This is a genomic window from Nocardia rhamnosiphila NBRC 108938, assembly GCF_000720425.1.
GTDB lineage: Bacteria > Actinomycetota > Actinomycetes > Mycobacteriales > Mycobacteriaceae > Nocardia > Nocardia rhamnosiphila.
In genome coordinates this window covers 186,478-211,524 of sequence record NZ_JOAJ01000001.1, presented here as the reverse complement: position 1 = coordinate 211,524, position 25,047 = coordinate 186,478, and the positions used below count along the sequence as shown (strand labels likewise).

The 25,047-nt window shown below is 70.4% G+C and carries 26 protein-coding genes; 14 read left to right on the top strand and 12 right to left on the bottom strand.

Going from position 1 to position 25,047, the window contains the following annotated elements; translation table 11 throughout:
* The first annotated feature begins 114 nt into the window (after positions 1-114).
* The gene (gene lexA / locus IG75_RS0101070) at positions 115-759 is read left to right on the top strand and encodes a transcriptional repressor LexA (protein WP_030519223.1); all 645 of its coding nucleotides are present in this window, start codon (positions 115-117) and stop codon (positions 757-759) included.
* 52 nt (positions 760-811) lie between these two features.
* Positions 812-1,507: an NUDIX hydrolase gene (locus tag IG75_RS40570; protein WP_030519222.1), complete on the top strand. Its 696-nt coding sequence runs from the start codon at positions 812-814 to the stop codon at positions 1,505-1,507.
* 301 nt (positions 1,508-1,808) lie between these two features.
* Here IG75_RS40570 and IG75_RS0101060 read toward each other — a convergent pair whose 3' ends face one another.
* From IG75_RS0101060 to IG75_RS0101030, 7 genes are all read right to left on the bottom strand, one after another.
* Positions 1,809-2,096 carry a hypothetical protein gene (locus tag IG75_RS0101060; RefSeq protein WP_051714353.1) on the bottom strand — a complete coding sequence of 96 codons (288 nt, stop codon included), beginning with the start codon at positions 2,094-2,096 and terminating at the stop codon, positions 1,809-1,811.
* Positions 2,097-2,160: 64 nt separating this feature from the next.
* Entirely contained in the window at positions 2,161-2,889 is a 729-nt protein-coding gene (locus tag IG75_RS0101055) for a hypothetical protein (RefSeq protein ID WP_051714067.1), read from the bottom strand.
* Positions 2,889-3,728, bottom strand: a complete 840-nt coding sequence (locus IG75_RS0101050) for an SDR family oxidoreductase (RefSeq protein WP_051714065.1) — start codon at positions 3,726-3,728, stop codon at positions 2,889-2,891. Before IG75_RS0101050 ends, IG75_RS0101055 begins: the two co-directional genes overlap by 1 nt.
* Positions 3,729-3,737: 9 nt before the next feature.
* The gene (locus tag IG75_RS0101045; protein ID WP_036512039.1) at positions 3,738-4,826 is read right to left on the bottom strand and encodes an NAD-dependent epimerase/dehydratase family protein; all 1,089 of its coding nucleotides are present in this window, start codon (positions 4,824-4,826) and stop codon (positions 3,738-3,740) included.
* A 101-nt stretch (positions 4,827-4,927) separates the two neighbouring features.
* Entirely contained in the window at positions 4,928-5,407 is a 480-nt protein-coding gene (locus IG75_RS0101040) for a hypothetical protein (protein WP_030519217.1), read from the bottom strand.
* Positions 5,408-5,563: 156 nt separating this feature from the next.
* On the bottom strand, positions 5,564-6,079 hold the full coding sequence (locus IG75_RS0101035) for a carboxymuconolactone decarboxylase family protein (RefSeq protein WP_036512036.1): 516 nt from the start codon (positions 6,077-6,079) through the stop codon (positions 5,564-5,566).
* Positions 6,076-7,155 carry an NAD(P)H-dependent amine dehydrogenase family protein gene (locus tag IG75_RS0101030; protein WP_030519215.1) on the bottom strand — a complete coding sequence of 360 codons (1,080 nt, stop codon included), beginning with the start codon at positions 7,153-7,155 and terminating at the stop codon, positions 6,076-6,078. The genes IG75_RS0101035 and IG75_RS0101030 overlap by 4 nt, the downstream gene beginning before the upstream one ends.
* Before the next feature lie 217 nt (positions 7,156-7,372).
* Here IG75_RS0101030 and IG75_RS0101025 point away from each other — a divergent pair, with 217 nt between their 5' ends.
* The gene (locus tag IG75_RS0101025; RefSeq protein ID WP_162183757.1) at positions 7,373-7,828 is read left to right on the top strand and encodes a hypothetical protein; all 456 of its coding nucleotides are present in this window, start codon (positions 7,373-7,375) and stop codon (positions 7,826-7,828) included.
* Positions 7,825-9,042 carry a flavin-dependent oxidoreductase gene (locus tag IG75_RS0101020; protein WP_030519213.1) on the top strand — a complete coding sequence of 406 codons (1,218 nt, stop codon included), beginning with the start codon at positions 7,825-7,827 and terminating at the stop codon, positions 9,040-9,042. Before IG75_RS0101025 ends, IG75_RS0101020 begins: the two co-directional genes overlap by 4 nt.
* A 35-nt stretch (positions 9,043-9,077) precedes the next feature.
* On the opposite strand, the gene IG75_RS0101015 is transcribed toward IG75_RS0101020, so the two are convergent.
* Entirely contained in the window at positions 9,078-9,902 is an 825-nt protein-coding gene (locus IG75_RS0101015; protein ID WP_030519212.1) for a YceI family protein, read from the bottom strand.
* A gap of 101 nt (positions 9,903-10,003) precedes the next feature.
* The gene (locus tag IG75_RS0101010) at positions 10,004-10,780 is read right to left on the bottom strand and encodes an AraC family transcriptional regulator (protein ID WP_030519211.1); all 777 of its coding nucleotides are present in this window, start codon (positions 10,778-10,780) and stop codon (positions 10,004-10,006) included.
* 71 nt (positions 10,781-10,851) lie between these two features.
* Between IG75_RS0101010 and IG75_RS0101005 the strand changes: the two genes are divergently transcribed.
* The 6 genes from IG75_RS0101005 to IG75_RS0100975 all read left to right on the top strand — a co-directional run bounded on the left by IG75_RS0101005 (position 10,852) and on the right by IG75_RS0100975 (position 16,715).
* Entirely contained in the window at positions 10,852-11,727 is an 876-nt protein-coding gene (locus IG75_RS0101005) for an alpha/beta fold hydrolase (RefSeq protein ID WP_030519210.1), read from the top strand.
* 461 nt (positions 11,728-12,188) lie between these two features.
* A complete protein-coding gene (locus IG75_RS0101000; RefSeq protein ID WP_030519209.1) occupies positions 12,189-12,968 on the top strand; it encodes a DUF72 domain-containing protein in 780 nt (259 codons plus the stop codon).
* A 140-nt stretch (positions 12,969-13,108) separates the two neighbouring features.
* Positions 13,109-14,083, top strand: a complete 975-nt coding sequence (locus IG75_RS0100995; protein WP_030519208.1) for a TIGR03557 family F420-dependent LLM class oxidoreductase — start codon at positions 13,109-13,111, stop codon at positions 14,081-14,083.
* Positions 14,084-14,190: 107 nt separating this feature from the next.
* Complete coding sequence (locus IG75_RS0100985; protein ID WP_030519207.1) at positions 14,191-15,273, top strand: Rv2629 family ribosome hibernation factor; 1,083 nt, start codon at positions 14,191-14,193, stop codon at positions 15,271-15,273.
* Between the two features lie 44 nt (positions 15,274-15,317).
* The gene (locus IG75_RS0100980; RefSeq protein ID WP_030519206.1) at positions 15,318-15,506 is read left to right on the top strand and encodes a hypothetical protein; all 189 of its coding nucleotides are present in this window, start codon (positions 15,318-15,320) and stop codon (positions 15,504-15,506) included.
* 78 nt (positions 15,507-15,584) lie between these two features.
* Positions 15,585-16,715: a serine hydrolase domain-containing protein gene (locus tag IG75_RS0100975; protein ID WP_036512031.1), complete on the top strand. Its 1,131-nt coding sequence runs from the start codon at positions 15,585-15,587 to the stop codon at positions 16,713-16,715.
* 57 nt (positions 16,716-16,772) lie between these two features.
* On the opposite strand, the gene IG75_RS0100970 is transcribed toward IG75_RS0100975, so the two are convergent.
* A complete protein-coding gene (locus IG75_RS0100970) occupies positions 16,773-17,570 on the bottom strand; it encodes a VOC family protein (RefSeq protein WP_036512030.1) in 798 nt (265 codons plus the stop codon).
* Between the two features lie 322 nt (positions 17,571-17,892).
* Between IG75_RS0100970 and IG75_RS0100965 the strand changes: the two genes are divergently transcribed.
* The 4 genes from IG75_RS0100965 to IG75_RS0100950 are packed head-to-tail and all read left to right on the top strand — an operon-like array spanning position 17,893 to position 22,563.
* Entirely contained in the window at positions 17,893-19,371 is a 1,479-nt protein-coding gene (locus IG75_RS0100965) for a GntP family permease (RefSeq protein WP_030519203.1), read from the top strand.
* Positions 19,372-19,394: 23 nt separating this feature from the next.
* Entirely contained in the window at positions 19,395-20,636 is a 1,242-nt protein-coding gene (locus tag IG75_RS0100960) for a CaiB/BaiF CoA transferase family protein (protein ID WP_030519202.1), read from the top strand.
* Positions 20,633-21,571 (top strand): hydroxymethylglutaryl-CoA lyase, encoded by a 939-nt coding sequence (locus IG75_RS0100955; protein ID WP_030519201.1) that lies wholly within the window; start codon positions 20,633-20,635, stop codon positions 21,569-21,571. Before IG75_RS0100960 ends, IG75_RS0100955 begins: the two co-directional genes overlap by 4 nt.
* A gap of 44 nt (positions 21,572-21,615) precedes the next feature.
* Positions 21,616-22,563 carry a 2-hydroxyacid dehydrogenase gene (locus IG75_RS0100950; protein WP_051714352.1) on the top strand — a complete coding sequence of 316 codons (948 nt, stop codon included), beginning with the start codon at positions 21,616-21,618 and terminating at the stop codon, positions 22,561-22,563.
* Here IG75_RS0100950 and IG75_RS0100945 read toward each other — a convergent pair.
* Positions 22,538-23,368: an IclR family transcriptional regulator gene (locus tag IG75_RS0100945; protein WP_051714060.1), complete on the bottom strand. Its 831-nt coding sequence runs from the start codon at positions 23,366-23,368 to the stop codon at positions 22,538-22,540. The two genes, IG75_RS0100950 and IG75_RS0100945, sit on opposite strands and share 26 nt — an antisense overlap.
* A gap of 154 nt (positions 23,369-23,522) precedes the next feature.
* Positions 23,523-24,986, bottom strand: coding sequence for an MDR family MFS transporter (locus IG75_RS0100940; RefSeq protein WP_030519198.1), 1,464 nt, complete (start codon positions 24,984-24,986; stop codon positions 23,523-23,525).
* Positions 24,987-25,047 lie beyond the last annotated feature (61 nt).

Below are 25,047 nucleotides of genomic sequence, written 5' to 3'. Positions count from 1 at the left end.
GGCCCGGAAGGCCCGCGGCCCGGCACCCAGGCGACCCGGCAGCACCGTAGCCCGGCAAGGCGGCAAGGCGGATACCCCGTAAGCGGCTGTCACGCCTGGTCATACGATGTCGCGGTGACCGAATACGACCACCTCGACACCTCGACCCTGCCGGAACGCCAGCGCCGCATCCTCGCGGCGATACGGGAATGGGTGGTGCGGCACGGTTACCCGCCGAATACCCGGCAGCTCGGTGACGCCGTCGGGCTGCGTTCCTCGTCGTCGGTGTCGAAGCATCTGAAGAGCCTGGAGGAGAAGGGATTCCTGCGCCGCGGTGACGGGGTCTCCCGGCCGATGGATGTGCGGCTGTTCCTGAACGCCGGTGCCGAGGCGGAACCCGCCCGGGACGCCGTCGCGGTCCCCGTCGTCGGCGATATCGCGGCGGGTACGCCGATCCTCGCCGACGAGCACACCGACGAGGTGCTCACGCTGCCACGGGAACTGGTGGGCCGCGGGACCGTGTTCGGGGTGCGGGTGCGCGGCGATTCGATGGTGGACGCGGCCATCTGCGACGGGGATATCGTGGTGGTGCGCCGGCAGCCCGACGCGCAGACCGGGGAGATCGTCGCCGCGATGCTGGACGGGGAGGCGACGGTCAAGGTGTTCCGCCGCCGCGCCGGTCACGTGTACCTGGAACCGCGCAACCCTGCCTATCAGGTGATCGACGGCGACCACGCGGTGGTACTGGGCAAGGTCGTCTCGGTGATGCGGCGGATGTGAACGCCGCGCCCACCACCCGGCGGCCGCCGGTCGATGGTGCATGATCGAACGTATGGGAACAGACCCGGGACCGCGGGTCCCCGACAATCTCCACGATTTCCGCACCCTCGCCCGGGCCCGGCTGGCAGTGTTCCCGCGGATCGCGGTACCCGATACCGACGGATTGCGCCGGGCCGCCGTGGTGCTGTGCGTGGTCGATACCGGCGGATCGCTGTCGGTGCTGGTCATCAAACGTGCCTATCGCGGCCGCAATGCCGGGCAGTGGGCGCTGCCCGGCGGCCGCGTCGAACCGGGCGAGACCACACAGCAGGCCGCCCTGCGCGAACTGCACGAAGAACTCGGGCTCACGACCGGCCCCGAGGACGTACTCGGCACCCTCGACGATTTTCCGGCCAGCTCCGGGTTCGCGATCACTCCCCTGGTGGCGACGCTGTCCGATATCACGCGCCTGCAGCCGAACGCGGCCGAAGTCCATTCGGTGCACCGGGCCGCCTTCGACCGGCTCGCCGCCGACGACACACCGCACTGGGTGTTGCCGGACTCCGCCCGGATGCACGACGGCGCCCCGGCGGTCGACGCCCCGCCCGGTGAACCCGGACTGCTGCAGATGCGCCTGGGCCCGAATATGACGATCCACGCCCCGACCGGCGCCATGCTCTGGCAGTTCCGCGAGGTGGTGCTGCTGGGCAGCGAACCGAAGGAGGCCCGGGTCGCGGATTTCGCTCAGCCCACCTGGACGCGGCACTGAGCACTCGCGCCCTGGACCCGGTGCCCGCCCGACTCGCGTGTGACACGGCCGAAGAAGCTCGGACCGCGCCGTTGCCCGCCCGGTTACGAGCACCGGGCGAGACAACCACCGCACTGAACTCGTACCGAGCAGACCCGTGGTCCCGGGCCTCGACCCGCGCCGCCGTGACGAGTGGTAGCACCGGGCACTGCACACAGCGTCCGCCGCCGCGCAGCAGCGTCGGTGCCCGACCATGAACTGCCGAATTGCCGACCGGTCCGCCGCCGGTCGCGTCACCGGCGTCGTCCCGCCCTCGAACTGCTCAGGGTCGCTGCGCGTCGGGCCGGCCGGCCGAACGCTGTCCCTCCGGCACGATATCGGGCTCTTCCTCCGCCAGCCGGCGCTCCATCGGTTCACCTTCCCGCTGCTCCCGCGGCGTAGTGGCGTACCGGTCCGCGGCCGACCAGTGGTCGGGCGGATCCATGCCCTCCTCGAGCGGGTCGGCGGCCAGTTCGTCTTCGTCCAGTTGTTCGCCGGTCGACGGAATCGAACTGCTCGCCCACTCGGCGATCTCGGGGGATTCCGTGCCGGGGTCCTCGGTTTCGTTCATGGTCGCGTGTTTTCCCGGACGCCGCCGCGCAAACAGCTCGCCGCCGATTTCCTCGCGCCCGCCGTCACCGGTGCGGATCCACCTCGACCCGGCCGGTTTCCCGGTCCTCGACGCCGCGACCACGGCGGCTGCCGTCGTAGGCCGATTCCCGCAGTCGCTGCACCGCGCGGGGCAGCAGGGCTACATCGGCGGGATGGTTGAGCACGGGATCGTAGAAATCGGTGCGATGCTCACCCGGGTCCGCGGCGCGCAGCGCCAAGTGGCCGACGGTCTGGCGCGCGGGCCCGTAGCCGGCGACCGAGATCGTGTACCCGATCTGGTGCTCGTGCACATGCCGGGTCAGGGTCGACAGCGAGGTGCCGGTGGGCAGCCCCGGGTCCGGCTCGGCGAGCACCCAGAGCGGAGCGGAATCGTCCCACTGGTAGGGCAGCAGACTACCGAACCGGGCGCTGTCCCAGCCGCGTGCGACGGTCAGGGACAGCCGGGCGACCGGGCGCTGTCCGGTGGTCGCCAGTGCGAAATCCCAGGGTTTCTCGTTGATGTCGAGCACCCGGAAGGCGAGGCCGAGGATATCCGGGACGCCGCCGGGAGTGCCCACACCTTTGGAGAGGCGCCCGATGGTCGCGCGGTCGCCGTCGCCGAACAGCCGGGTGAATTCGGGTTCGGCGCGGAACCGGCCGGAGAGCCGGACGCCGCGTGGATGGAAGAAACGGGCGTGCCGGAGATGGGCACCGGCGTCGAACGCGCCGCGCACCAGCGCCGACACCGGAGCGAGTGTGAGTCGATCGGTCATCATGAGTCTCCCTTCGGATCACGCCAGCCCTCGTCCCCGACGAGCTGGCTGGACTGCGGGCCCATCAGCAGCATGCCGCCGTCGACGACATAGGACGCTCCGGTCACATATCCCGCGGCGGGGGTTGCCAGGAAAGCCACCACGGAGGCGACTTCCTCGGCGTGGCCGGGCCGGCCCAGCGGCAGCCCCGGCCGGGGCTGTTCGCGTGGATCGGCGTCCTCCTGCCCGGTCATCGGGGTGGCGATCTCCCCGGGGGCCACCGAGTTCACGGTGATGTCGTGTTCGGCCAGTTCCAGCGCCAGCACTTTGGTCAGGGCGCCGAGGCCCGCCTTGGCCGCACAGTAGGGCGCCGCCCCGACCTTGGGCGCGTGCTCGTGCACGCTGGTGATATTGATGATCCGCCCGCCACGGCCGGCCTCCGTCATATGCCGGACAGCGCGTTGTGTACAGAGGAAGGCGCCGTCCAGGTCGACCGACAGCACATGCCGCCAGGTGTCGAAGTCCATATCCATCGCCTTCTGCGCGGAGCCGGTACCGGCGCAGTTCACCAGCACATCCACGCCGCCGAGTTCGTCGGCGAGTTCGTCCACGGCGGCGGTACTCGTGGGCAGATCGTCCAGATCCATCTGCCGGACAGCGGCGCGCGCGCCCCGGTCGCGGGCCAGTCCCGCGGTGTGCCGGGCACCGGCCTCGTCCGAGTGATAGGTGATCCCCACATCGACACCGCCGCCGGCCAGCGCCACCGCGATCGCCCGGCCGATCCCCGAATCGGAGCCGGTCACCACGGCCCGTAGCGGCGCGCCAATACGTTCTTTCGGTAATGGAGCGATAGTTGCCATAGGGCGCGGCTACCCGGACGGATCGCGATCACACAACCGGTCGTCGACCGGATCGCGACCACCGACGCCGGAGGTGAACTCACGGTGCCGCGCTACTCCCCCGGCATCGGGGGCCAGCGGCGGGGTGTCGCCACCCCGGTGTTCGCGCAGGGCGTCGAGGAACTCACGCAATGCGTCGGTCGCGCTGACCCGCGGCTGCCAGCCGAGTTCCGTCCGGGCCCGGGTGGTGTCCATGATCGGCAACTGCATCATCGCGTCGAACAGGCCGGGCGTGGCGGGCACCAGGCGTAGGTGCCAGGCGCCGGCCAGCGCGGTCCGGACCGGCCACGGGGGCACTTCGACCGTACGCACACCCAGCAGCCGCGCGAGCTCGGCACGGTCGAGGACCGGATCGGCCGCGATATTGAACGCGCCCCGCGCGTCGGAGAGCACCGCCGCCGCATAGGCGCGGCCCGCGTCGGCACTGTGTAATGCCTGGAAGCGCAGTCCGCGCGGATAGGGCAACAGCGGTAGCAGTCCCGGCCGGACCAGCCGGTCGGGGAGCAGCGGTCCGGCGAACAGCCGGCGCTGCTGTGCGGCCGAGGCGCGCTGGAAGGTGAACGCCGGGCGCATCCGGACCAGGCGGCAGTCCGGATGTTCGTATTCGAAGAGGTCGAGCAGCCGCTCCACATAGGCTTTCTCGACCGCGTAGGACGCCCCCGGCCAGCCCTCGGTCGGCCAGCTCTCGTCGACCGGCTCGTCACCGGTCGCGGGCGAGTAGGCCGCGACCGAGGAAGCGTGTATGAGGGCGGGCACCCCGGCCGCGGCCACCGCAGCGAGCACCCGGCCGGTCCCCCCGACATTGGTCCGCCAGGTGTCGCCGGGCCGGCGGGTGGGCTGGAACACCCAGGCCAGGTCGACCACCGCGTCGGCGCCGCGGAACAGCGACACCAGATCCGCGGAGCGGATATCGGCCGCCGCCCATTCGACCCCCGGATGCGCATGCTCCGGTTTCCGCCGGGCCACGCCCACGATCGAATCCACCGTCCCGGTACCGCTCAGCTGTTCGAGCACCGCGGTACCCACATTTCCCGTGGCCCCCGTGACGATCACCCGCATCCGTTCACCTCACTGTCCGTCGGGGTGTGCGGCATACCCGGGTTCGCGGAGCCGACACAGCCGGCCGGGCACCGGTTCGGCCGCTCGCCACCGACCGCGACTCAGCCCGCGAGGATCTGGGGTGAGAGCACCTTGAGCATGGCGTTGGTCCAGCGCAGCTGGCGCAGCGTACCCGGATGGCATTGCGCGGCAAGGTCCAGCAGTTCCGGTTCCCGGGCCGCCTGCGCGCCCTGGGCGAGCAGCTCCCAATCCACCGACACACCCGCCGCGAGCTGATGCAACCGGCGCAGATCCCGCAGGAGCCGCAGCCCCGGGTCCGGCGGCCGGCCGACCGTTCCGCGCAGCCGGCGCGCGCGGGGCAGCCGGACCCGCAGGTGGCGCCGGCCGTGACCTTTCGCCGCCCCGAACCGGGGGGCGAGCGCGTCCAATTCGCGGAGATGGTCCTGCGATGAGCCGGCCAGATCCCGGGCGGTCTGGTGGATCTCGTACTCGGCCCGGTGCCGGACCGCCACGGCCGCCAGTGCCCCGGCGAGTTCCCGCTCCGAGAACTGCAGTTCCTCGATGACAATATGCAGTTTCACCGGCCACCTCGGTCCTCGGCGCGGAGTTCGTACAGCCCCGGACCGTAGCGGGTGCGCGCTCCCCAGGGTTCGGCGATACGGTCTCGAGTCTTCATACCCCGCAGTTACCCAGGACGCCGCGCGTTCATCGCACCGGTCCCGGGGGCGGGAACCGGCTCAGGCTCCGGGACGGGCGCCGGAGGCACTCGGCGCCGAATGTCCGGGGAGCACACACACCGCGTCGAGTCCGAGGACATGGTTGAGCCGGCCGAAGGCGAGCCAGGAGCCCAGGCACATGCTGAGCTCCACGATCTCGGCCTGGCTGTACTGCGCGGTCATCCGGGACCAGAAATCCTCGCCGAGGTTGTGGTGGTCCAGGGCGTAGCGTTCGGCGTATTCGGCGGCCAGCCGGGCCCGGTCGTCTAGCACCTCGGTGCCGCGCCAGTCGGCGACAGCGGCGTCGAAACCCTCTTCTACTTTCTGTCCGTCGCGTTCGGTCCGCCAATCCAGGCAGAACACGCAGCCGTTGATCTGGGCGATCCGCAGCCGCGCGGCCTCGAATTCGCGCAGGCCCAGCGTGGTGTGCGCGTATACCGCCAGCGAGAAGTTCGAGGCGGCGACACCGATGCCGGGCACCATCTCGCCCCAGACGTAGCCGATGGGATCCTTGCCTTCGGGAATGTCAACTCTCATGAGGCGTTCCTTCCGAGCTTTCCGGCCGCCGGGCGCAGCGGGACATCGAGGGCGTCGTAGAGGCCGGGCCCGGCCGCGACCAGCCAGTCGATCGCACCGACCAGCCGCCCCACAGCGGTGGCGTTACCACCGGCCGCGTAGTTTCCGCCCTCGTCGGTCGCCTCGACGGTGACCTCGATGCGCGGACGGCCTTCGATGATCACTCGGTGCGCCCCTTCACCGTTGGGCGGAGCGGGCCATTCGGGTGCGCACGACGGGTGGATCCGGGTGATGTGCTCCACCACGATCCGGGGCGTACCGGCCACGATGCCCTGCACTTCGAAACGCATGGCGCCCTGGGTGCCGGCCTCGAACTTGCCCATGGTCGCGGTCTCGACGGTGGTTTCCAGGGGTAGCCGCTGGACGGACTCGCGGACCTCGTCGAGTTCGACGCCGAGCGCCCGGGCCATGAGCCGCACCTGCCCGCCCCACACCATGGTCGGGACCGTGGGTGCCACCATGGGCGGTACCTGGTCCATGGGTTGCCCCATACCCACCAGGTAACGCACGGAGTCGGGCTGGTCGTAGGTGGAGTAGTCGAAGATCTCCTGGCAGCGGACCACCTCGACGACGCTGCCCAGACCGCTGACGAGTAGCGGCAGCACATCGTTGCCCCAGCCGGGATCGATTCCGGAGACGAACAGGGAACCCCCGCCGGATTCGATCGCGGCCAGGACCGGTTCCCGGACCTCGGGCGGGGCGCCGCGCTGGTCGTAGAGGGCGTAGAGCGCCGGGGTCACCACCACCGCGCCGATACCGATCGCGCGGACGATATCGGCGAGGGCGTCGTCGGGGCGGATTTCCCCCGACGCGGCGTACACCACCGCCCCGGGCCGGGCCGCCAGCACCGCGTCCACATCGGTGGTGGCCGCTACGCCCAGCGACCGGTCGAGCCCGGCCAGGTCGCCCGCGTCCCGGCCCGCCTTGGCCGGGTCGTGCACGAGGACAGCGGTGAGTTCGAGTTCGGGGTGGGCGTCGACCGCCCGTACGGCGGCGCGGCCCACATTGCCGGTCCCCCAGACGACCGTCGAGATCATCGCCGGATTCTAACAAGCGCTTGGTTGCGAAAGGGGCGAATCGGCAGCTTCTCCGGCGATACCACCCCGGCCCTTCGCGTGGCCGATATCTCCGCCGCCGGGAATGCCGCCCCGGCGCCGCCGCCGTATCGTTGACCCGGTGACGGAATTCCTCACGGAGACAACGGAATCCGATTTACCCTCGGTTACCCGGATGTTACTGCGCGCTGACGGATCGATGACCAGACTGCTGGAGGCGCTGATCGGCCGCCCGCTGGCACTCGACCTCACCGATCAGCACACCACCACGGGACGTGACCTCGACCCCGCGGTACGCACGGCGCTCGGCTGTGCCGATACCGATCCCGTGGTCGTGCGCCACTCGACCCTCGTCACCACCGGCGGCGCGGCCGTCTCGTGGAACTGTGTGGCCGTGGTGGCCACCGACGACGAACTCACCGCCCTGCTCACCGACGAACGGCTGCCCATCGGCCACAGCCTGGCCGGCGCCCGCCGCCACCTCGCGCGCACGGTCCTGGGCGCGGGCGTCACGCGCTGGCCCGCCGCCGGTGACGGGGAAGGCCTGCCCTGCGCGTACAAGGAGAGCGTGCTGTCCGACCACCGGTCCGCCGTGGTGGCGCATCTGCACGAACGGTTCAACCCCGCCTACGTGCCGCTGGCGGCGGCCCGATGAGGGTGCTGGTCGTCGGCGCCGGGATCGGTGGGCTGACGACGGCGCTGAGCCTGCACGCGGCCGGTATCGAGGTCCAGGTGATCGACCGGGTTCCGCGGCTGCGCCCGCTCGGCGTCGGCATCAATCTGCTGCCGCACGCGACCGGGATCCTCGCCGACCTCGGGCTGCACGACGCGCTCGCCGCGCGGGCGATCGCCACCTCCGAACTGGTGCACTACGACCGGTTCGGCAACGAGATCTGGCGGGAGCCGCGCGGCGTGGCGGCCGGACACCCGTGGCCGCAGTATTCGATCCACCGCGGCCGGCTGCAGTCGTTGCTGCTGGATACGGTGTACGACAGGCTCGGCCCCGGCGCGGTACGGACCGGGTCCCGTTTCGTCGCCGCGACCGAAGCAGACCGGCAGGTCCGCGTCACGATCGACGAGCACGGCGGCGACACCGCGAGCGAGCTCACCGCGGACGCGGTGATCGGCGCCGACGGGCTGCACTCCGCGGTACGGGCACACCTGTACCCGGACGAGGGCCCGCCGCGCTGGAACGGAATCCGGATGTGGCGCGGCGTCGCGACCGCGGCGCGCTTCCTCACCGGCACCTCGATGCTGATGGCCGGCAGCAATCACGCCGCCAAACTCGTCGCCTATCCGCTCGGCCCCGCCGCGCCGGGCAGCGACGAGGTCCTCGTCAACTGGGTCGCCGAGGTGCGGATGCCGCAGGACAGCCAGGGCGAGGCCGAGTGGACGTACACCGGGCGGCTCGGCGATGTCGCACCGCACTACCGCGGCTGGCGGATCGCCGGTCTGGACGTGGCGGCGTTGCTCGCCGCGAGCGAGACCGTCCTGGAGTACCCGATGGTCGACCGGGATCCGCTGCCGCGCTGGAGCTTCGGCCGGATCACCCTGCTCGGTGACGCCGCGCACCCCATGTACCCGGTCGGCTCCAACGGCGGCTCGCAGGCGATTCTCGACGCCCGGTCGGTGGCCGCCGAACTGGCCGGCGCGGGCGATCCGGTCGCCGGATTGGCGGCCTACGAATCGGCACGCCGCGACACGGCGAACTCCATCGTTCTCGCCAACCGGGACATTCCGATGGATCGAGCCCTGCGGATGGTCGCGGAGCGGGCACCCGAGGGTTTCGACCGTATCGAGGATGTGCTGACCGCCGAGGAACTCCGCGCCATCACCGACGGGTACCGGCGCACCAGCGCTGTCCGGTAGCCGGCCGGTACCGCCGGCTACCGCCGCACTCCCCGCTAGGCCGATTCGGGAAGCTGGTCGCCCTGTACCACCTGGATGTCCAGATCGATCTTGACCGTGGTGCCGATCGCCGCCACTCCGGCACGGACCACCGCGTTGTAGTCGATGGCGAAATCGTCACGCCGCAGCGTGGTCTCGGCATGGAAGGCGGCCCGGACCCCGCCCCACGGGTCCGGACCGAACCCGCCGTAGGTCAGCGCGAGATCGACCGGCCGGCGCTGTCCGTGCAGGGAGAGCTCACCCGACATCACCCAGGTGTCGCCGCCGGTGCGGCTGAGCCCGTTGCTGGTGAAGGAGATCAGCGGGTAGTTCTCGACGTCGAGGAAATCGCTGGACCGCAGGTGGGTGTCGCGCATCTCGATACCGGTGTCGATGGTGGCGGCCTTGATCTCGGCGTAGCCGGAGGTCTGTTCGAACCGGTCGGCGATATCGAGCCGTCCGCTCACCTCGGCGAATCGCGCCTTGATACTGGAAATGCCCAGGTGACGGGCGGTGGCGATCACCGAGGAGTGCACCGGGTCGATGGTCCACGGGCCGGCCGGCGGAAGGGCGACGGCGTCGACCACCGGGGCCAGCGCCACCTCACCCAGCGTGCCCGACCCCGAGGACGAGATCTGCACCGCCCGGGCGGCGGGCTGGTAACCGGCGGCGGTCAGCACCGCGGTGTGCACGCCCGGACGCAGCGGTTCGGTGGACACCGCGCCGTTCTCGTCGGATACCGCGCGGCAGATCTGCCGACCACGCATATCCGTCACGGTCAGCACCGCGTCGGGTACGGGCCAGCCGTCGGCGCCGTGGATGCGGCCGGTCAAACCGGGCATGGGCATCACCTTTTCACCACTCAGAGTTGATTAGCACAAGCAACTAGTTGCCGATGCCGAATATACCCACGTCATCTCCCCGCCGACAGGGGCGCCTGCCTTCACCGCTCGATGACCGACAGTTGGCCGCCGATTCGGACGAAGGCCGTGGGCGTGAGCCCGAACATCGCCCGGAAAGTATCGCTGAAATGCGACGGCGAGGCGAACCCCGCGTCCGCGGCCGCCCGGGTCAGATCGTGCCCCGCCGCGTGGGAACGCGCGATGTGCACCATCCGCGCCCACTGGACATAACGCCGGAAGCTGGTGCCGGTCTGCCCGGCGAAGGTGCGCAGGAAGTGGGAGGTCGACAGTCCGGCCGCGCGGGCGCAGTCGGCGGCGCGATAGGGGTGGGCGGGATCGGCCCGGATCGTGGCCGTCGCCGCGGCGATCCGCGTATCCCGTATCACCGGCAGCGGGACACTGGCCAGTTCGAGTAGCCGCTCGATATCGGGTTCCGGGTGCCGGCACAGTGCGACGAGTTCGTTCTCGTCCCGGTGGGCGTACGCGAAATCGCCGGTCGTCCGGGTCATTCCGCCCAGACAGCGGGTCAGCCGCGCACTCGTCGGGTCGAAGAAGCAGAACAGCATCCGGCCCTGTGTACCGGTCACATGGTGGACCACCCGCGCCCGGAACAGGAAACTGCGCGCGGTGATATCCGCCGCTTCCCCGGCGCGTACCCGGAACGGCGCGTCCACCCCCACCCCGAGCGAGGGAAGGGCGGTGGAATGCGGGGCCAGGCCCAATCCCGGGCCCAGGTAGACGGCGTGCCCGGAGCGCACCCACAGCCGCGCCGCCGTCGCGGAAGCGGCGCACGTTTCCGGAAGTGCCGAGGTGGTCATACGGGCGACGATACCGGCGTGTGCTCGACGGTTCCGGAGCGGAAACCATCACCAACCGAAGGAGGCAACCGATGACGACCGATCGGATCGACCCCGCCGCGCGCCGGACGCCGGCGTGGCACGAGGCCATTGTGGACGGTGCCCGGTTGTGTTACGCCGCAGCGGGTTCCGGCGACCCGCTGGTGCTGTTACACGGCTGGCCGCAGTCCCATGCGGCCTGGCGGGAGCAGATCGGGCCGCTGTCCGAGAGCCGTCGGGTGATCGCGCCGGACTGGCTCGGCTGGGGTGCCTCCGCACGCGATACGGCCCTGCCCTGCGATTACGACAGCGAGGTCGACCGGCTCGCGCGCATGCTGGACGCGCTGGAACTCGACCGCGTCGACCTGGCATGTCACGACTACGGCGGCTTCCTGGGGCTCGGCCTCGCCCTGCGCCATCCGGACCGGGTCCGGCGGCTGGCGATTCTCAACTCGCGGGCCCACGGGACATTCGTCGCGCGCTACGCACTGCTGTTCGGCGCGTTCACCACCGCCGCCCGGCACGGACTCGGCCGGCGCCTGATCGCGGCACCCCCGATCCACGCCGTGCACCGCTGGGGCCTGCACCGGTATGTACGCAACGGCACCTTCGCGCCCGAGCGGCTCGAGCAGTATCTCGGCATGCTGCGCACTCCCGAGGGACGCCGCTGGTACGCCCATTTCTGGGCCGGGTACCAGGTCCGGGTCCGCCCGGACCTGGGTGCGCGGCTGGGCGAGATCGACTGCCCCACCACTGTCGTCTGGGGCATCCGGGACCCCGCGATCCCGATGGCCACCGCCGAAGAACTCGCGCGCGAGATACCGAACGCCGAACTGGTGCGTATCGACGCCGATCATTTCCTGATGGAACAACGACCGGAGGAGGTCACCGAGGCACTGCGGCACTGGCTGCGGCGACCCGCCCGGTGACGGCGGGGCAGCGCGACCATTCGGGAAGCCGATCTCCGGACGCTCCAGCGGGTCCGGAATCAGCAGTGGGGCCGGGACACGGTGGTCACCAGTGCGCGGTGACAGGCCGGGCCAGTTGACAGCCAGGGCCCGGCCGACAGCACAGGCACGGTGACAGCCGGGGCCCGGCGACAGCCCAGGCGCGGTAGCGGTCGCGACCCGGCGACAGCCACAGGCTCTGTGATAACCGGGGGCTACCGGTTCGCTGCGCGCCCCGGGGCGGTACCGCCGAGGGCATGGGCGCAGGCCGCCGGGGTAGCCGCTACTCATGAACCCATGCAGGCGACCGGACCGTCCCGGGGCGTGGACGCGTCACCGCCCGGCCCCGGGGCGGAGGCCGCGAGGGCCCGGTCTCCGGATCGTGCAGCACCACGTCACCCCGACGGTCCCGGGCCTCGCCGCGAAAAGCCGGTGATCCGGCGATGACGCTGCACATCGGCACCTCCGGCTGGCAGTACCGGGACTGGCGCGGTGTCCTCTATCCGGACCGGTGCCCGCAACGGCTGTGGTTGGAACACTATGCCGCGGGTTTCGCGACCGTCGAGAACAACAATGCCTTCTACCGGCTGCCCACCCGGGAGACCTTCGAGGCCTGGCGCGAGCGGACACCCGCCGACTTCGTCGTGGCGGTCAAGGCCAGCCGTTTTCTGACCCATATGAAACGCCTGCGCGACCCCGAGGAACCGGTCGCCCGGTTGCTGCGCCACGCGGGCGGTCTGGGACCGCGGCTCGGACCGGTGCTGCTGCAACTTCCGGGAACGCTGCGCGCCGACCCGGGCCTGCTCGACACCTGCCTGCGCTGTTTTCCCCGTGATATCCGGGTCGCGGTGGAGCCCCGGCACGATTCGTGGTGGTCGCCGCGCATCCGCGGTGTGCTCGAGGACCACGGCGCCGCGCTCTGCTGGGCCGACGCCGGCTCGCACCCGGTGACCCCGCGCTGGCGGACCACCGATTGGGGCTACCTTCGACTGCATCGAGGGCGGGCGGCACCCGCGCCCCGCTATGGGGCGCGCGCCCTGCGCACCTGGGCCGAGCGTCTCACCGGGACCTGGTCCGATGCCGAGGACGTCTTCGTCTATTTCAACAACGATCCCGGGGGCGCGGCCGTGCGGGACGCCGTCGCGTTCGCGGCGCTCGCCCCACGGGCCGGCGCCACCGTGACACGCACCCCCACCGGCGTTCCCCCCTATCGCTCGGCCTGACCGCTCGTTGCGCCGACCGGCGCGGGGAGCCGTTTCCGTTTCCCGCGCGTCCCACCGGGTACCGCGCCTGCGTCCGACGCCGCCCCGCCGCGAGACCCGACTCGCGGTGGCCATCGACGACTACAGCGTTCGGAGGAACCATGCAGATCGGCTACAAACTCGCCGCCGAGGGCTTCGGCCCGGCCGAACTGGTCCGGCAGGCCGTCCGCGCCGAAGCCGCGGGATTCGATTTCGTCGAGATCAGTGACCATTTCCACCCGTGGCTGGACAACCAGGGCCACTCCCCCTTCGCCTGGACCGTACTGGGCGCCATCGCCGCGGAAACCGACCGGATCGGTCTCGCCACCGGCGTCACCTGTCCGACCGTGCGGTACCACCCCGCGATCATCGCGCAGGCGGCCGCTACGCTCGCGATCCTGTCCGAGAACCGGTTCACCTTGGGGCTCGGCGCCGGGGAGCGGCTCAACGAACATATCGTGGGCGAAGGGTTCCCGGTCGATGTCGCGGGGCGCCACCAGCTGCTGCGAGAGGCGGTCGAAATCATCCGGTCGCTGTGGGAGGGCGGTTACCGCTCCTACGACGGCAAGTTCCTGAAACTGTCCGATGCCCGCGTGTTCGACCTGCCCGACGAGTTGCCGGTGATCGCGGTCGCGGCCGGTGGCAGCCACGCCGCCGAGATCGCGGGCGAACTGGGTGACGGGCTCTTCGCCACCGAACCGAAACCGCATCTGGTCTCGGACTACAAGGCAGCGGGCGGCACCGGCCCCCGCTACGCCGAAGTGCCGATGGCGTGGGCGCCCGACGAGCACACCGCGGCCCGGGCCGCCCTGGACACCTCGCGCTGGGCGCTCACCGGCTGGAAGGTGATGAGCGAACTGCCGAACCCGGTGAATTTCGCGGCGGCCTCGGCGACGGTCCGCGAGGACGACATTCTGGAGAAGTTCGCCTGTGGGCCGGACCCGCAGCGCTACGTCGACGTCGCGCAGCCGTTCGTGGACGCCGGGTTCGATCATCTGGTGATGCAGAACGCCGGGCCGGACCCGGACGGGTTCATCGATTTCTACCGCGCGGAACTGGACGAACCGCTGCGCAAACTGAGTCCGCAGCCGGCGTGACCGGTGGCGGGGCCGGGCCGCCCGGCCGCCGGTCGGACCGGTCCCGGTGATTTCGCCGGAGCCGGATTCGATCCGCTGTGGCCGGGTACGCGCCCGCCGTGACTGGCATGAGTATCAGAGAAGTAGCGCAACGGCCCGGACCGTTCGCCTCGCTGTACATCGACGCCGAACACGACACCGAGGATGCCGAACAGCAACGCGTTCTGCACTGGCGGGCACTCGCCGAGCGACTGACCTCCGAGGGGGCATCGGAGCAGATGATCACGATGCTCGGCGCCGCGGTCACCGGCGGTCCGCCCGAGCCGGGCCGGGCCGGCCGGTTCCTCGTCGCCGACGCCGAGTCGGTCCTCATCGACCGGCGGTTACCCGGGCGTCCGCAGCCGGAGATCGTGCGGGTGTCCCCGCTGCCGTACCTGTTGCCGCTCATCGAACACGAGGCCGGCGAGGTACCGCACGCGGTGGCGGTCGTCGACCGGGTCGGCTCGGATATGTACGGCGTGGACGAGCACGGCGAGGTCGTCGAGGAATCGGTCGAGGGCACCGGGCATCCGGTGCACAAGGTGCGCCACGGTGGCGGCTGGTCGCATCGTTCGATGCAGCGCCGGGTGGAGGAAACGGCCCGGCGTAACGCGGGCGAGGTCGCCGAGGAACTCACCCGGGTCGCCCAGCGCGTCCACGCGCAGGTGGTGGTGCTGGCCGGGGAGGTCGACGCCCGGTCCGCGGTCCACAGTGCGCTGGGTTCCACCGGCGCGCGAGTGGTGGAGGTCGAGGCCGGCGGCCGCGCCGAGGGCTCCGGCGACAGCGAACTCGACGATGCGGTCCGCGAAGTCGTCACCGAACAGGCCGACCGGCAACGCGCGGAGATCACGGCGCGCTTCGACAAGGCCCACGGCCGCGACGAGGGCCTGGCCGTCACGGGACTGTCCGAAACGGTCTGCGCCCTGCTGGCCGCCAACGCGGAGAACGTGCTGATCAATGCCGCCGCACTCGGTGATCGCACCATCCGCATGGATCCCGTACCGCTACGCGACCCGGCCGCGCTCGGCGCCCCGGGCACGGCCACCGGCACGACCTGCCGCGCGGACGAGGCGCTGCCGGTGGCGGCGCTGGTGCGCGGTGGCACGGTGACCCCGATCGGCGCGGAGACCGCGCCGCGGGAGGGAGTGGGGGCGCTGCTGCGCTACGCCTGAACCCACCCCCGGAACGAGGTAGGAGAACGATGTAGGAGAACGCTATGGAGCGAGGAAGCAGCAAACACGGACCGGCCCGCGACGACGAGCTGGCCCACCAACTACAGGGCACCCTGCGGGGTAACCGGTCGAGCCGGGCCGAGGAATGGCACGACCCGGAACCCCCGGCCGACGACGACAATCTGGCGAACGAACGCGTGGACCGGACCGAACGCCGCGACCGCGGCACCTGACCGGCTCCGTCGGCACCGCGCGACGCCGATCGCGGGCGCACGGTGCCGCCGGCGCGCACAGCCCGTAACTACCGGATCATGGGTTTCCGAGCCATCGTCCTACCGCTCTGCACAGTGGCGGTGCTGCTGTCTGCCTGCACGACGAGCTCGGTCGAGCCCGCCCCGGCACCTTCGGTTGCCGCCGCCCGCACGGACAGAGTGCAAGGCGACCTCGACGCGGTGGTCCGCGCGGGTGCTGTCGGGGCCATTGCCACGCTCACCGAGAACGACGCGACCGTCGTCGCCACCTCCGGCCTCTCCGATATCGCCGCCGGGACCCCGATCCCTACCGATCGTCCCCAGCATGTCCGGGTCGGTAGCGTGACCAAGGCCTTCACCGCCGCGATCGTGCTGCAACTGGTCGCCCAACACCGGATCGACCTCGACCGGTCGATCGACACGTACCTGCCCGGTCTGCTCATCGGTGCCGGAGCGGACGAGCAGGCTCCCACCGTCCGCCAGATCCTGGGCCATCGAAGCGGACTGCCCGAACTGCCCGGAACCGCGGAGACGAACGAGTACGAGGCGGCACAGGACGGCCGCACCTACACCCCCGCACAGGAGGTCGCCGCCGCCCTGCGGCAACCCGCGCAGTTCGCCCCCGGCACTCGATTCGAGTACACGAATACCAACTACATCGTCGCCGGCATGCTGATCGAGGCGGTGACCGGGCACCGCTACACCGATGAGCTGCGCGACCGTATTCTCACACCGCTGGCACTGCGGGACACCTATCTTCCGGCCACCGGAGAAACCGGTCTGCGCGACCCGCATCCGACCGGCTACGCCACCATCGACGGCACCGTTACCGATGTGACGCGGGTGGAGCCGTCACTGCCGTGGGCGGCCGGCGCGCTGGTCAGCACCGGCGCCGACCTGAACCGGTTCTTCCTCGCGCTGCTGTCCGGCCGGGTGGTGCCGCAGGACCTACTGCCACAGATGCTCGACGGGAGCGATATGGGCCGCGGTGACGGCATGTCCTACGGGCTCGGCATTGCGTACACCCAGCTGCCGTGCGGCCGGCAATATGTCGGCCACCTCGGTAGCATTTACGGCTTTTCCGCCATCGCCGGCGCCGCCGCCCCGGGGCTCGCGGTCACCTTCTCCTTTACCGGCACGCTTTCCACCGTGGATGTCGGCGATTTGCTCACCGACGCACTGTGTGGGTGAACCAGGCCCGTCCCACCACCCCGCCCGGCCGCCCAGGACGGCGGCCGGGCGGGCCGGTCAGGACGGCATCTCGGTGGCCTGCGCGGTATCGATCACGCCGAAGGTTTCGCCCTGTGGCGCGGTGAGCACGCCCATCCGTCCGAAGGGGCTGTCGTCGGGACCCATCAGCAAGGTCGCGCCCAGGCCGGTCGCCGAGGCGAGGATCGCGTCGGTGTCCTCGACCTGAAACCAGCTCAGCCAGTACGACGGCCCGGCCCCCGGGTTCTTGGTGGAGTCGTTCAGACCGCCGACCGGTTCCCCGTCGGGAGCAAGGGCGAAGGTCGCGTAGTCGACGTTCACCCCGTCACCGATCTCGGTGAACGTCCAGCCGAACACCTGGGCGTAGAACTCCTGCGCGCGCCGATAGCCGTCGGTGTGCAGTTCGTTCCAGCAGTAGGCGCCCGGCTCGTTGTAGACTGCCGCGCCGAAATGCTGCTTCGGCTGCCACGCCGCGAACGCCGCCCCGGTGGGATCGGTGGCCACCAGCATCCGCCCCACATCCAGCACATCGAACGGTGCCATGACCACGGTGCCGCCGGCCGCCGCGATCGCGGCGGAGGTGTCGTCGGCATTGTCGGTGGCGATATAGGTGGTCCATGCCGAGGGCATCGGTTGCCCGGGCGGTTTGGGGCCGATTCCGGCGACCGGGCGACCGTTGCGCAGCGCCATCAGGTAACCCCCGGCTTCCGGCGCGTTGTCGGCGATCTCCCAGCCGAACAGGTCGCGGTAGAACTCACGGGCGCGGTTCGTATCGTCGACCTGGCAGTCGGTCCAGCACGGGGTGCCGGCCGGCCAGGGAGTTTCACGTATCGGCATTGCGTGTCCTCCGTGTTCCGTTTCGGGTTCGCACGAGTCGAGCGATAACAGGCCGAGGTGGCCGGATGGGACAGACCCGGATGAGACAGACGCCGCACGGCCACGTCATCGCGCCGCGGGCCGTGGCGAGCCCACCGTATCCACCGGGCGGCAGGCGGGCAACAACCGCGCAGCACACGCGGCTCCTACGGCACGCCGGTTGCCTATATCGTGAGTATGTGCTCATAATGTGAATCCGCTGTGGCCTGCGTCACGAGAGGCCTTCCGTGCCGCCAGCGCGGGAGCAACGCCCGGCCCGGTGCGACTCGATGGGAATATGCACATGTCAGACCTTGCAACGATGGTCAACACGGGCGCCGCGATCCTCGCGGTGGTCGTGCTCATCATCCGATTCAAAATCAACCCGGCGGTAGCGCTGGTCCTCGGTTCGGCCTATCTCGGTCTCACCGCGGGTCTGGGTACCGAGAAGACCGTCGAAACAATCGCCACCGGTTTCGGCGACATCATGGCCGAGGTCGGGTTGCTGATCGCCTTCGGCGTGCTGACCGGCGTGATGCTGCAGGAGACCGGGGCCATCGAACGCCTCGTGCGCGCCTTGATCCGGATCTTCGGTGTCAACCGGATGCCGTACGCGCTCTCGCTCACCATCGCCACCGCGCTGCAGTCCATCTACCTCGACGTACTGCTGGTCATCTCGGCACCGCTGGCCCGGACCGCCGCCGCCAAGATGGACAGGAAGGGCACCGCCCGGATGGCCACGGCGCTGGCGATCGGCGGTGAATGCGGCATCGTGCTCATGGTGCCCGGCGTCGGCGCGCTGGCCCTGGCCGGACTGCTCGGTGTGCCGCTCGGCAAGATGCTGCTGTTCGGCCTGGTGCTCGTGATCCCCACGGTCACCATCGCGGTCGCTGTCATGTCCTTTCTCTTCGACCGCGGCTGGTGGAACTCCGAACGCGACGAACAGCCCTACCCCGCCGACGACCGGACTGCCGGTGACGTGCAAGTACGCTCCGGCGGCACGCAGCCCGATACGGGCGACCCGGAACTTCGCTCCGGCGACGAACAGCCCACTACCGGCGATGGGGCAACCGGTGCCGCCGGCAAGCCGGCCGGTTCCGGCGGGGTGGCCGTCGCGGCGCCCGCGCGGACCCGGCCCGACACCCCGCTTCCGTTGCTGATGGCACCGCTGATCACCGCCCTGCTGCTCATCGCCGTCGGCGCCGTCCTGGATGTCGCCGAGATCCACAACCCGGTGATCGAATTCCTGGCCACCCCGGTCATCGCCCTGCTGATCGGACTCGTCGGCACCAGCATCGTGGGCCGCCGCAGCGTCGGCATCGACCGCATCCAGCGCTGCCTCACCACCGGCTTCCAGGAGAGCGGGCAGATCCTCATCCTGACCGGGGTCGGCGGGTCGCTGGCCGCCACCATCACGGCCACCGGCGTCGGCGATATCCTCGGCGACTATTTCACCGCGAGCACCGCGGCACCACTGCTGATGGTGTGGGCGATCGCGGCGGTCCTGCACATCGCGGTCGGGTCGGTGACGCTCTCGGCGATCACCGCGGCGGGCATCCTCGCGCCGGTGGCCCCGGCGCTCGGAATCGACCCCGTGCTGATCGCCCTGGCCGCAGGCGCCGGATCGCTGTTCGCCGTGCACGTCACGAGCAATACCTTCTGGCTGTTGCAGTCGCTGATGGGGCAGACCACCCGCGGCACGCTGAAAACGTGCTCGGTGGGGGTATCCGTCGCCTCGGTGGTGGCGATTGTGCTCATCATGCCGCTGAGCCTGGTCCTGTGAACACCGGAAACGATAGGGAAGATATGCGCAACGAGCCCGTCCGGCCGCTCGCCGGTATCCGGGTCCTGGAACTCGGCAACTACATCGCCGCCCCGACCGCAGGCCGGATGCTCGCCGATTTCGGCGCCGAGGTGATCAAAGTCGAACGTCCGGTGACCGGTGACGAACTGCGCCGCTGGCGCCTCTACGGCGGCGAGACCTCCATGCTGTACCGCACGGTGAACCGCAACAAGAAGTCCATCGTGGTGGATCTGCGAACCGAGTCGGGTCGCGCCCTGATCCTGGACCTCGTCCGCGAATGCGATGTACTGCTGGAGAACTTCCGGCCGGGGACGCTGGAGAAATGGGGGCTCGGCCCCGAAGCACTGCAGGAGGCCAATCCGGATGTGGTGATCACCCGGATCTCCGCGTACGGGCAGACCGGGCCGCAGGCCGCCCGGCCCGGTTTCGCGGCGGTGGCCGAAGCGGTCGGCGGGCTGCGCGAGCTCATCGGCGATCCGGACCGGCCGCCGGTGCGCACCGGTGTATCCATCGGCGATTCCATCGCGGGTATCTACGCCGCGTTCGGCACCGTGATGGCCCTGTTCCAGCGGGCCCGCAGCGATACCCCGATCCCGTTGCCGGAACGCATCATCGATGTGGCGCTCAACGAGTCGATCCTGTCGGTGATGGAGTCGCTGATCCCCGACTATCTCGCTTACGGCGTGCGCCGCGAACGCGTCGGCGGCCGGATGGAGGGCATCGCGCCCAGTAACGCCTACCCGTGCAGCGACGGCACCAGCATCATCGTCGCGGGCAACGGCGACGCAATCTTCGGGCGCTATATGGAGACCATCGGCCGACCGGATCTCGCCGCCGACCCGGAGCTGCGCGACAACGCCGGACGCTGGGCCCGCCGCGACGAACTGGATGCCGCGATCGCCGACTGGACCGGCCGGCACACCCGCGCGGAGGCGCTGCGGCTGCTCGACGCGGCCGGCGTACCGTCCGGCCCGATCTACACCGCGGCCGATATCTGCGCCGACGAGCAGTACGCCGCCCGGAACATGATCCAGCGGTTCGAGGTGGATACGGGCGCGGACGAACCCGTCACGGTGGGCTTCCCCGGCATCGTCCCGGTGATCGGCGGGGCCTCGCTGCCGATCCGTACAATCGGCCCCGACCTGGGTGAACACACACGCGAAGTACTCGCCACGGTACTGCGCCTCACCGACGACGAGATCGACGCCGTCACAGGCGCTTCGGAAACAGGGGTTACGGTATGACCTTCGCCTATACACCGGCGGCGCAGCTGCGCGACGTGACACTGCGCGACGGGCTGCAGCTCACCGGCAAACCGCTGGATACCGAACGGAAGGTGGCGCTGGTCCGCGACCTGCTCGCGCTCGGTGTCCCCGAGCTCGAGATCGGCTCCATGGCCCGCCCGGACCTGGTGCCGCCGCTGGCCGATTCCCTCGACGTGATCGCGGCGCTGACGCCCGAGGAACTCGCGAAATGCTGGGTGTGGGTGGCCACGCCACGGCATATCGAGAAGGCGGCCGCGGCGGGTGCGCGTAATTTCCAGTACTGCCTGTCGGCGTCGGATTCGCACAACAAGGCCAATATCGGGCGCACCACCGAGGACAGCGTCGCCGCCATGCCCGCGGCGATCGAGCTGACCCGCGACTGCGGGGGCACCATCCAGCTGTGTATCGCGACCGCCTTCACCTGCCCCTTCGAAGGTGTCGTCGATCCGGCCCGGGTGCTCGGTATCGCGGCGGATCCGCGGACCGACGGCGCCGCCGATATCGTCCTCGCCGATACCCTCGGCCAGGCCGTCCCGGCCCAGGTACGGCAGCTCGTCGAGGGCGTCCGCGCGAACACCCCGCCGCGCCGCATCGTCTACCACGGTCACGACACCTGGGGCCTGGGGGTCGCGAACACGCTGGCGGCCATCGACGCGGGCGCCACGCTGGTGGACGGGTCGCTGGGCGGATTGGGCGGCTGCCCGTTCGCCCCGGGCGCGAGCGGTAACACCGCGACCGAGGATCTGCTGTTCGCCACCCGCCCCGACTGGCTCACTCCCGCGATCCTGGCGACCGTGGTCGAGACCGGGGAGTCGCTGCTCGCCGACCTGGGCGAACCGAACAGGTCCAAGACCGCGCAGGGGGCCCGCTCGAAAGCCCAGGCCTTCGACTGGGTGATCGGCGAGCAGTCGTGACGGCCGCGGATTTCCTCGTCACCACCCCACTGCCCGATCCCGGGATGCGGCTACTCGAAGCCGCCGGGTCGGTGACAGTGGCCGAGACCCGGATGAGCCGTGCGCAATTGGCCGACGCCTGCGCGTCCGGGGACTACCGGGTGGTGGTGGCGCAGTTACGCGACGAATTCGACGCGGAGCTGCTGGACCGGGCGAAGATCACCGGGATCAGCAATTTCGCGGTGGGTTACAACAATATCGATATCGCGGCGGCCACCGCGAACTCGATCGTCGTGGGCAACACCCCCGGCGTCCTGACCGATGCGACCGCCGATATCGCCCTGCTGCTGATCCTGGCGGTCGCGCGCCGGTGTGTGGAGGCCGATACCTTCGTCCGGTCCGGCGAGTTCCACGGCTGGGAACCGGAATTGCTGCTGGGCCACGATGTCAGCGGCCGGACCCTGGGCCTGGCCGGTTTCGGCCGGATCGCCCGCGCCACCGCGCGCCGCGCGCTCGCTTTCGGGATGACCGTGGTGTTCTCCCCACGCCCGCCCGGTGACCGGGTGGTGAGCGAGGAGGAATTGGGCGAGTTCGCCGGACGGGTGCGGCAGCTGCCGTGGCCCGAACTGGTCGCCACCAGCGATTACCTCTCGCTCCATGTACCGCTGAACGCCGAGACCCGCCATCTCGTGGACGAATCCGTGCTCCGGTCGATGAAACGGTCGGCGATTCTGATCAATACCGCGCGCGGACCGATCGTCGATGAGCGGGCGCTGGTTACGGCCCTGCGCGATGGGACCATCGCGGGCGCGGGATTGGATGTGTACGAGGACGAACCGCGGCTGGCGCCGGGCCTGGCCGAACTGCCCAACACGGTGCTGCTGCCGCATGTCGGGAGCGCCACGGTACCGGTACGCGCCGAGATGGCCCGCCGTTGCGCGGAGAACGCGGTGGCCATGCTCCGCGACGAACTGCCGCCGTACCCGGTCAACCCGGAGGCGCGGGCGCACTGACCACGGCGGGCCCGGGGTCGGCGGCCGGAATACGGCCGCCGAGGGTGCGGGTGACCTGTTCGGCGTAGCCGACGAGCAGGTCCACCCACGCCTCGCACTGTGTCAGCGGCATCCGCAGGGTGGGGCCGCTGATCGTCAACGCCGCCACCACCCTTCCGGCCGCGTCGAATATGGGCGCGGACAGCCCCGACGCCGAATCCTCTCGCTCTCCGGCGCTGATCGCGTAGCCGTCGGCCTTCGCCCGGGAGATGAGCGACCGCAGTTCCCGTGGGCTGGTGACGGTGCCCTCGGTCAGCGGTTCCAGTGGTGCCGCCAGTACCCGCTCGGCGAGTTCGGGATCCCAGGCCAGCAGGATCCGGCCCGCCGATCCGGCGTAGAGCGGAATGATCTTGCCCACGTACATGTCCCGGCGCAGCGCGTGCCGGGTCTCGGCGATGGCCACGCACACCCGGAAACCGTGTTCGGCGCGGAAAACACAGGCGGTCTCCCCCGTCTCGTCCCGGATCTCGCGCAGTACCGGGTCGACGATCGCCAGCAGGTCCAGTCCCTTGACCGCCGTCGCCGCCCAATAGCTCATCCGCAGCCCGACCCGGATCCGGTCCCCCGCCCGGTCCAGCAGGCCCTGCGCCACCATATTGGTGACCAGTCGCTGCACCGTGGAGGTCGGCAGTCCGGTGGCCTGCTGGATCTCGCCCAGCGTCAACGACGGCCGGGCCAGGGAGAAGGCATCGAGGATCTCGGTGATCTTCCCCAATACCAGCAGCGGCTGGTGGTTCGCGGCAGCACCGCCGTCTTGCCTCGACATATCGCCGAATCTACGCGGTGTCCGGCCCGCTCCGGTGCCGGACACCGGCCCATCGCGACCTTGCCGACCCGAACCCCGGCGGCCGCCGGCGCCGGGAGATTTCCGGACGCCGGCGGCGCGGACCACGTCGGGCACATACCCGGGACCGCGGTGGTCAGATCTTCGCGAGCTCGGGTTCGGGATGCTCGGTGTCGCCGGTTCCGCCGGGTGCGCCGGACCGGTTGGGCAGCAGGATCGCCGTCACGATCACCACCAGCGACAGCGCCGCCGACACCACGAACGCCAGCCGCATCCCGTCGAGTTGCGCGGTCAGCGTATCGATCCCCGTGGCCTGCAGCGCACTGGTGCGACTCGCCATCACGGTGACCACCAGCGCCGTCCCCAGCGCGGCGGCGACCTGCTGCAGCGTGCCCAGCATCGAGCTGCCGTGCGAATAGAGGTCCTCCGGCAACGCCCCGAGCGCGAGGGTGAACACCGGCGTGAAGGCCGCGGCGAGTGACAGCATGAGCAGGATGTGCAGGGCCAGCAGCTGCCAGTACGGCATGGTGACCGAGATCTGGGTGAAACCGGCCAGCGCGGCGGTGATCCCGATCGCCCCCGGGATCACCAGGACCCGGCCACCGAATCGGTCGAACAGGCGGCCGATCACCGGGCCGAGCACACCCATGGCCAGCCCACCGGGCATGACCAGCAGCCCGGTCTCCAACGGCGACAGACCGCGCAGGTTCTGCAGATACAACGGCAGCAGCATCATCGAGCCGAGCATGGCCAGGAACGCGACCGCCATCAGGACCAGGCCCAGGCTGTAGGTGCGCGAGCGCAGGATCCGCAGATCCAGCAGCGGGGTGCCGTGCCGCTGCAACCACAGCTGCCGGGCGACGAACAGGCCGATCAGGACGACGCCGGCGACGGTGATGAGGACCGGGGTGGCGACCGTGCCCGCTTCGAACCGGCTCAACCCGTACACCAGGCTGCCGAACCCGAGCGCGGCGAAGACCACGCTGAACCAGTCGATCGAACCGGTCTCCGGTTCCCCGATGTTCTCCAGCCGCCGCAACCCGAACCAGGTGACCGCGCCCGCGATCGGCAGCACCAGCACGAACAGCCAGCGCCACGAGGCGATCTGCAGAACCAGACCGGAGATGACCGGCCCCATGGCCGGAGCCACCGAAATGGCCAGGGTGACATTGCCCATGACCCGGCCGCGGTCCCGTTCGGGCACCACGGTCATCAGGGTCGTCATCAGCAGCGGCATCATCACCGCGGTACCACCGGCCTGGACGATCCGCCCGGCGAGCAGTACCGCGAACGAGGGCGCCACCGCCGACAGCGCCGTCCCGGCGAGGAAGACACCCATGGCCAGCGCGTAGGCGCGCCGCGTGGTGACCCGCTGCAGGAACCAGCCGGTGACCGGGATGACGGCCGCCATGGTGAGCATGAAGGAGGTCGATACCCACTGCGCGGCCCGCTCGGTGACCTCGAGGTCGTGCATCAGGCGCGGGATCGCGTTGATCATGATGGTCTCGTTCAGGATCACCACGAAGGTCGCGATCACCAGCAACCGAACGACGGCCGGGGTACCTCCTCCGGTCCGGCGATCGGATAACAGGGCGGGCATCGGCTACCTCCGGAGGTCGTGAGTGATCTGGCGTGGGCGGGGCCGCGGTCGTCGATGACCG

Bases quoted from the DNA above. Each gene is read 5' to 3' on its own strand.
- IG75_RS0100995 (WP_030519208.1), top strand. From the start codon at position 13,109: ATGCAGATCGGCTACAAACTCGCCGCCGAGGGCTTCGGCCCGGCCGAA.
- IG75_RS0100945 (WP_051714060.1), bottom strand. From the start codon at position 23,368: ATGTCGAGGCAAGACGGCGGTGCTGCCGCGAACCACCAGCCGCTGCTG.
- IG75_RS0100985 (WP_030519207.1), top strand. From the start codon at position 14,191: ATGAGTATCAGAGAAGTAGCGCAACGGCCCGGACCGTTCGCCTCGCTG.
- IG75_RS0101005 (WP_030519210.1), top strand. From the start codon at position 10,852: ATGACGACCGATCGGATCGACCCCGCCGCGCGCCGGACGCCGGCGTGG.
- IG75_RS0101060 (WP_051714353.1), bottom strand. From the start codon at position 2,096: ATGAACGAAACCGAGGACCCCGGCACGGAATCCCCCGAGATCGCCGAG.
- IG75_RS0100950 (WP_051714352.1), top strand. From the start codon at position 21,616: ATGCGGCTACTCGAAGCCGCCGGGTCGGTGACAGTGGCCGAGACCCGG.
- IG75_RS0100940 (WP_030519198.1), bottom strand. From the start codon at position 24,986: ATGCCCGCCCTGTTATCCGATCGCCGGACCGGAGGAGGTACCCCGGCC.
- IG75_RS0100965 (WP_030519203.1), top strand. From the start codon at position 17,893: ATGTCAGACCTTGCAACGATGGTCAACACGGGCGCCGCGATCCTCGCG.
- IG75_RS0101015 (WP_030519212.1), bottom strand. From the start codon at position 9,902: ATGCCCGGTTTGACCGGCCGCATCCACGGCGCCGACGGCTGGCCCGTA.
- IG75_RS0100975 (WP_036512031.1), top strand. From the start codon at position 15,585: ATGGGTTTCCGAGCCATCGTCCTACCGCTCTGCACAGTGGCGGTGCTG.
- IG75_RS0100970 (WP_036512030.1), bottom strand. From the start codon at position 17,570: ATGCCGATACGTGAAACTCCCTGGCCGGCCGGCACCCCGTGCTGGACC.
- IG75_RS0101050 (WP_051714065.1), bottom strand. From the start codon at position 3,728: ATGGCAACTATCGCTCCATTACCGAAAGAACGTATTGGCGCGCCGCTA.
- IG75_RS0101020 (WP_030519213.1), top strand. From the start codon at position 7,825: ATGAGGGTGCTGGTCGTCGGCGCCGGGATCGGTGGGCTGACGACGGCG.
- IG75_RS0100955 (WP_030519201.1), top strand. From the start codon at position 20,633: ATGACCTTCGCCTATACACCGGCGGCGCAGCTGCGCGACGTGACACTG.
- IG75_RS0101045 (WP_036512039.1), bottom strand. From the start codon at position 4,826: ATGCGGGTGATCGTCACGGGGGCCACGGGAAATGTGGGTACCGCGGTG.
- IG75_RS0100960 (WP_030519202.1), top strand. From the start codon at position 19,395: ATGCGCAACGAGCCCGTCCGGCCGCTCGCCGGTATCCGGGTCCTGGAA.
- IG75_RS0101030 (WP_030519215.1), bottom strand. From the start codon at position 7,155: ATGATCTCGACGGTCGTCTGGGGGACCGGCAATGTGGGCCGCGCCGCC.
- IG75_RS0101010 (WP_030519211.1), bottom strand. From the start codon at position 10,780: ATGACCACCTCGGCACTTCCGGAAACGTGCGCCGCTTCCGCGACGGCG.
- IG75_RS40570 (WP_030519222.1), top strand. From the start codon at position 812: ATGGGAACAGACCCGGGACCGCGGGTCCCCGACAATCTCCACGATTTC.
- IG75_RS0101000 (WP_030519209.1), top strand. From the start codon at position 12,189: ATGACGCTGCACATCGGCACCTCCGGCTGGCAGTACCGGGACTGGCGC.
- IG75_RS0101035 (WP_036512036.1), bottom strand. From the start codon at position 6,079: ATGAGAGTTGACATTCCCGAAGGCAAGGATCCCATCGGCTACGTCTGG.
- IG75_RS0101025 (WP_162183757.1), top strand. From the start codon at position 7,373: ATGACCAGACTGCTGGAGGCGCTGATCGGCCGCCCGCTGGCACTCGAC.
- IG75_RS0101055 (WP_051714067.1), bottom strand. From the start codon at position 2,889: ATGACCGATCGACTCACACTCGCTCCGGTGTCGGCGCTGGTGCGCGGC.
- IG75_RS0100980 (WP_030519206.1), top strand. From the start codon at position 15,318: ATGGAGCGAGGAAGCAGCAAACACGGACCGGCCCGCGACGACGAGCTG.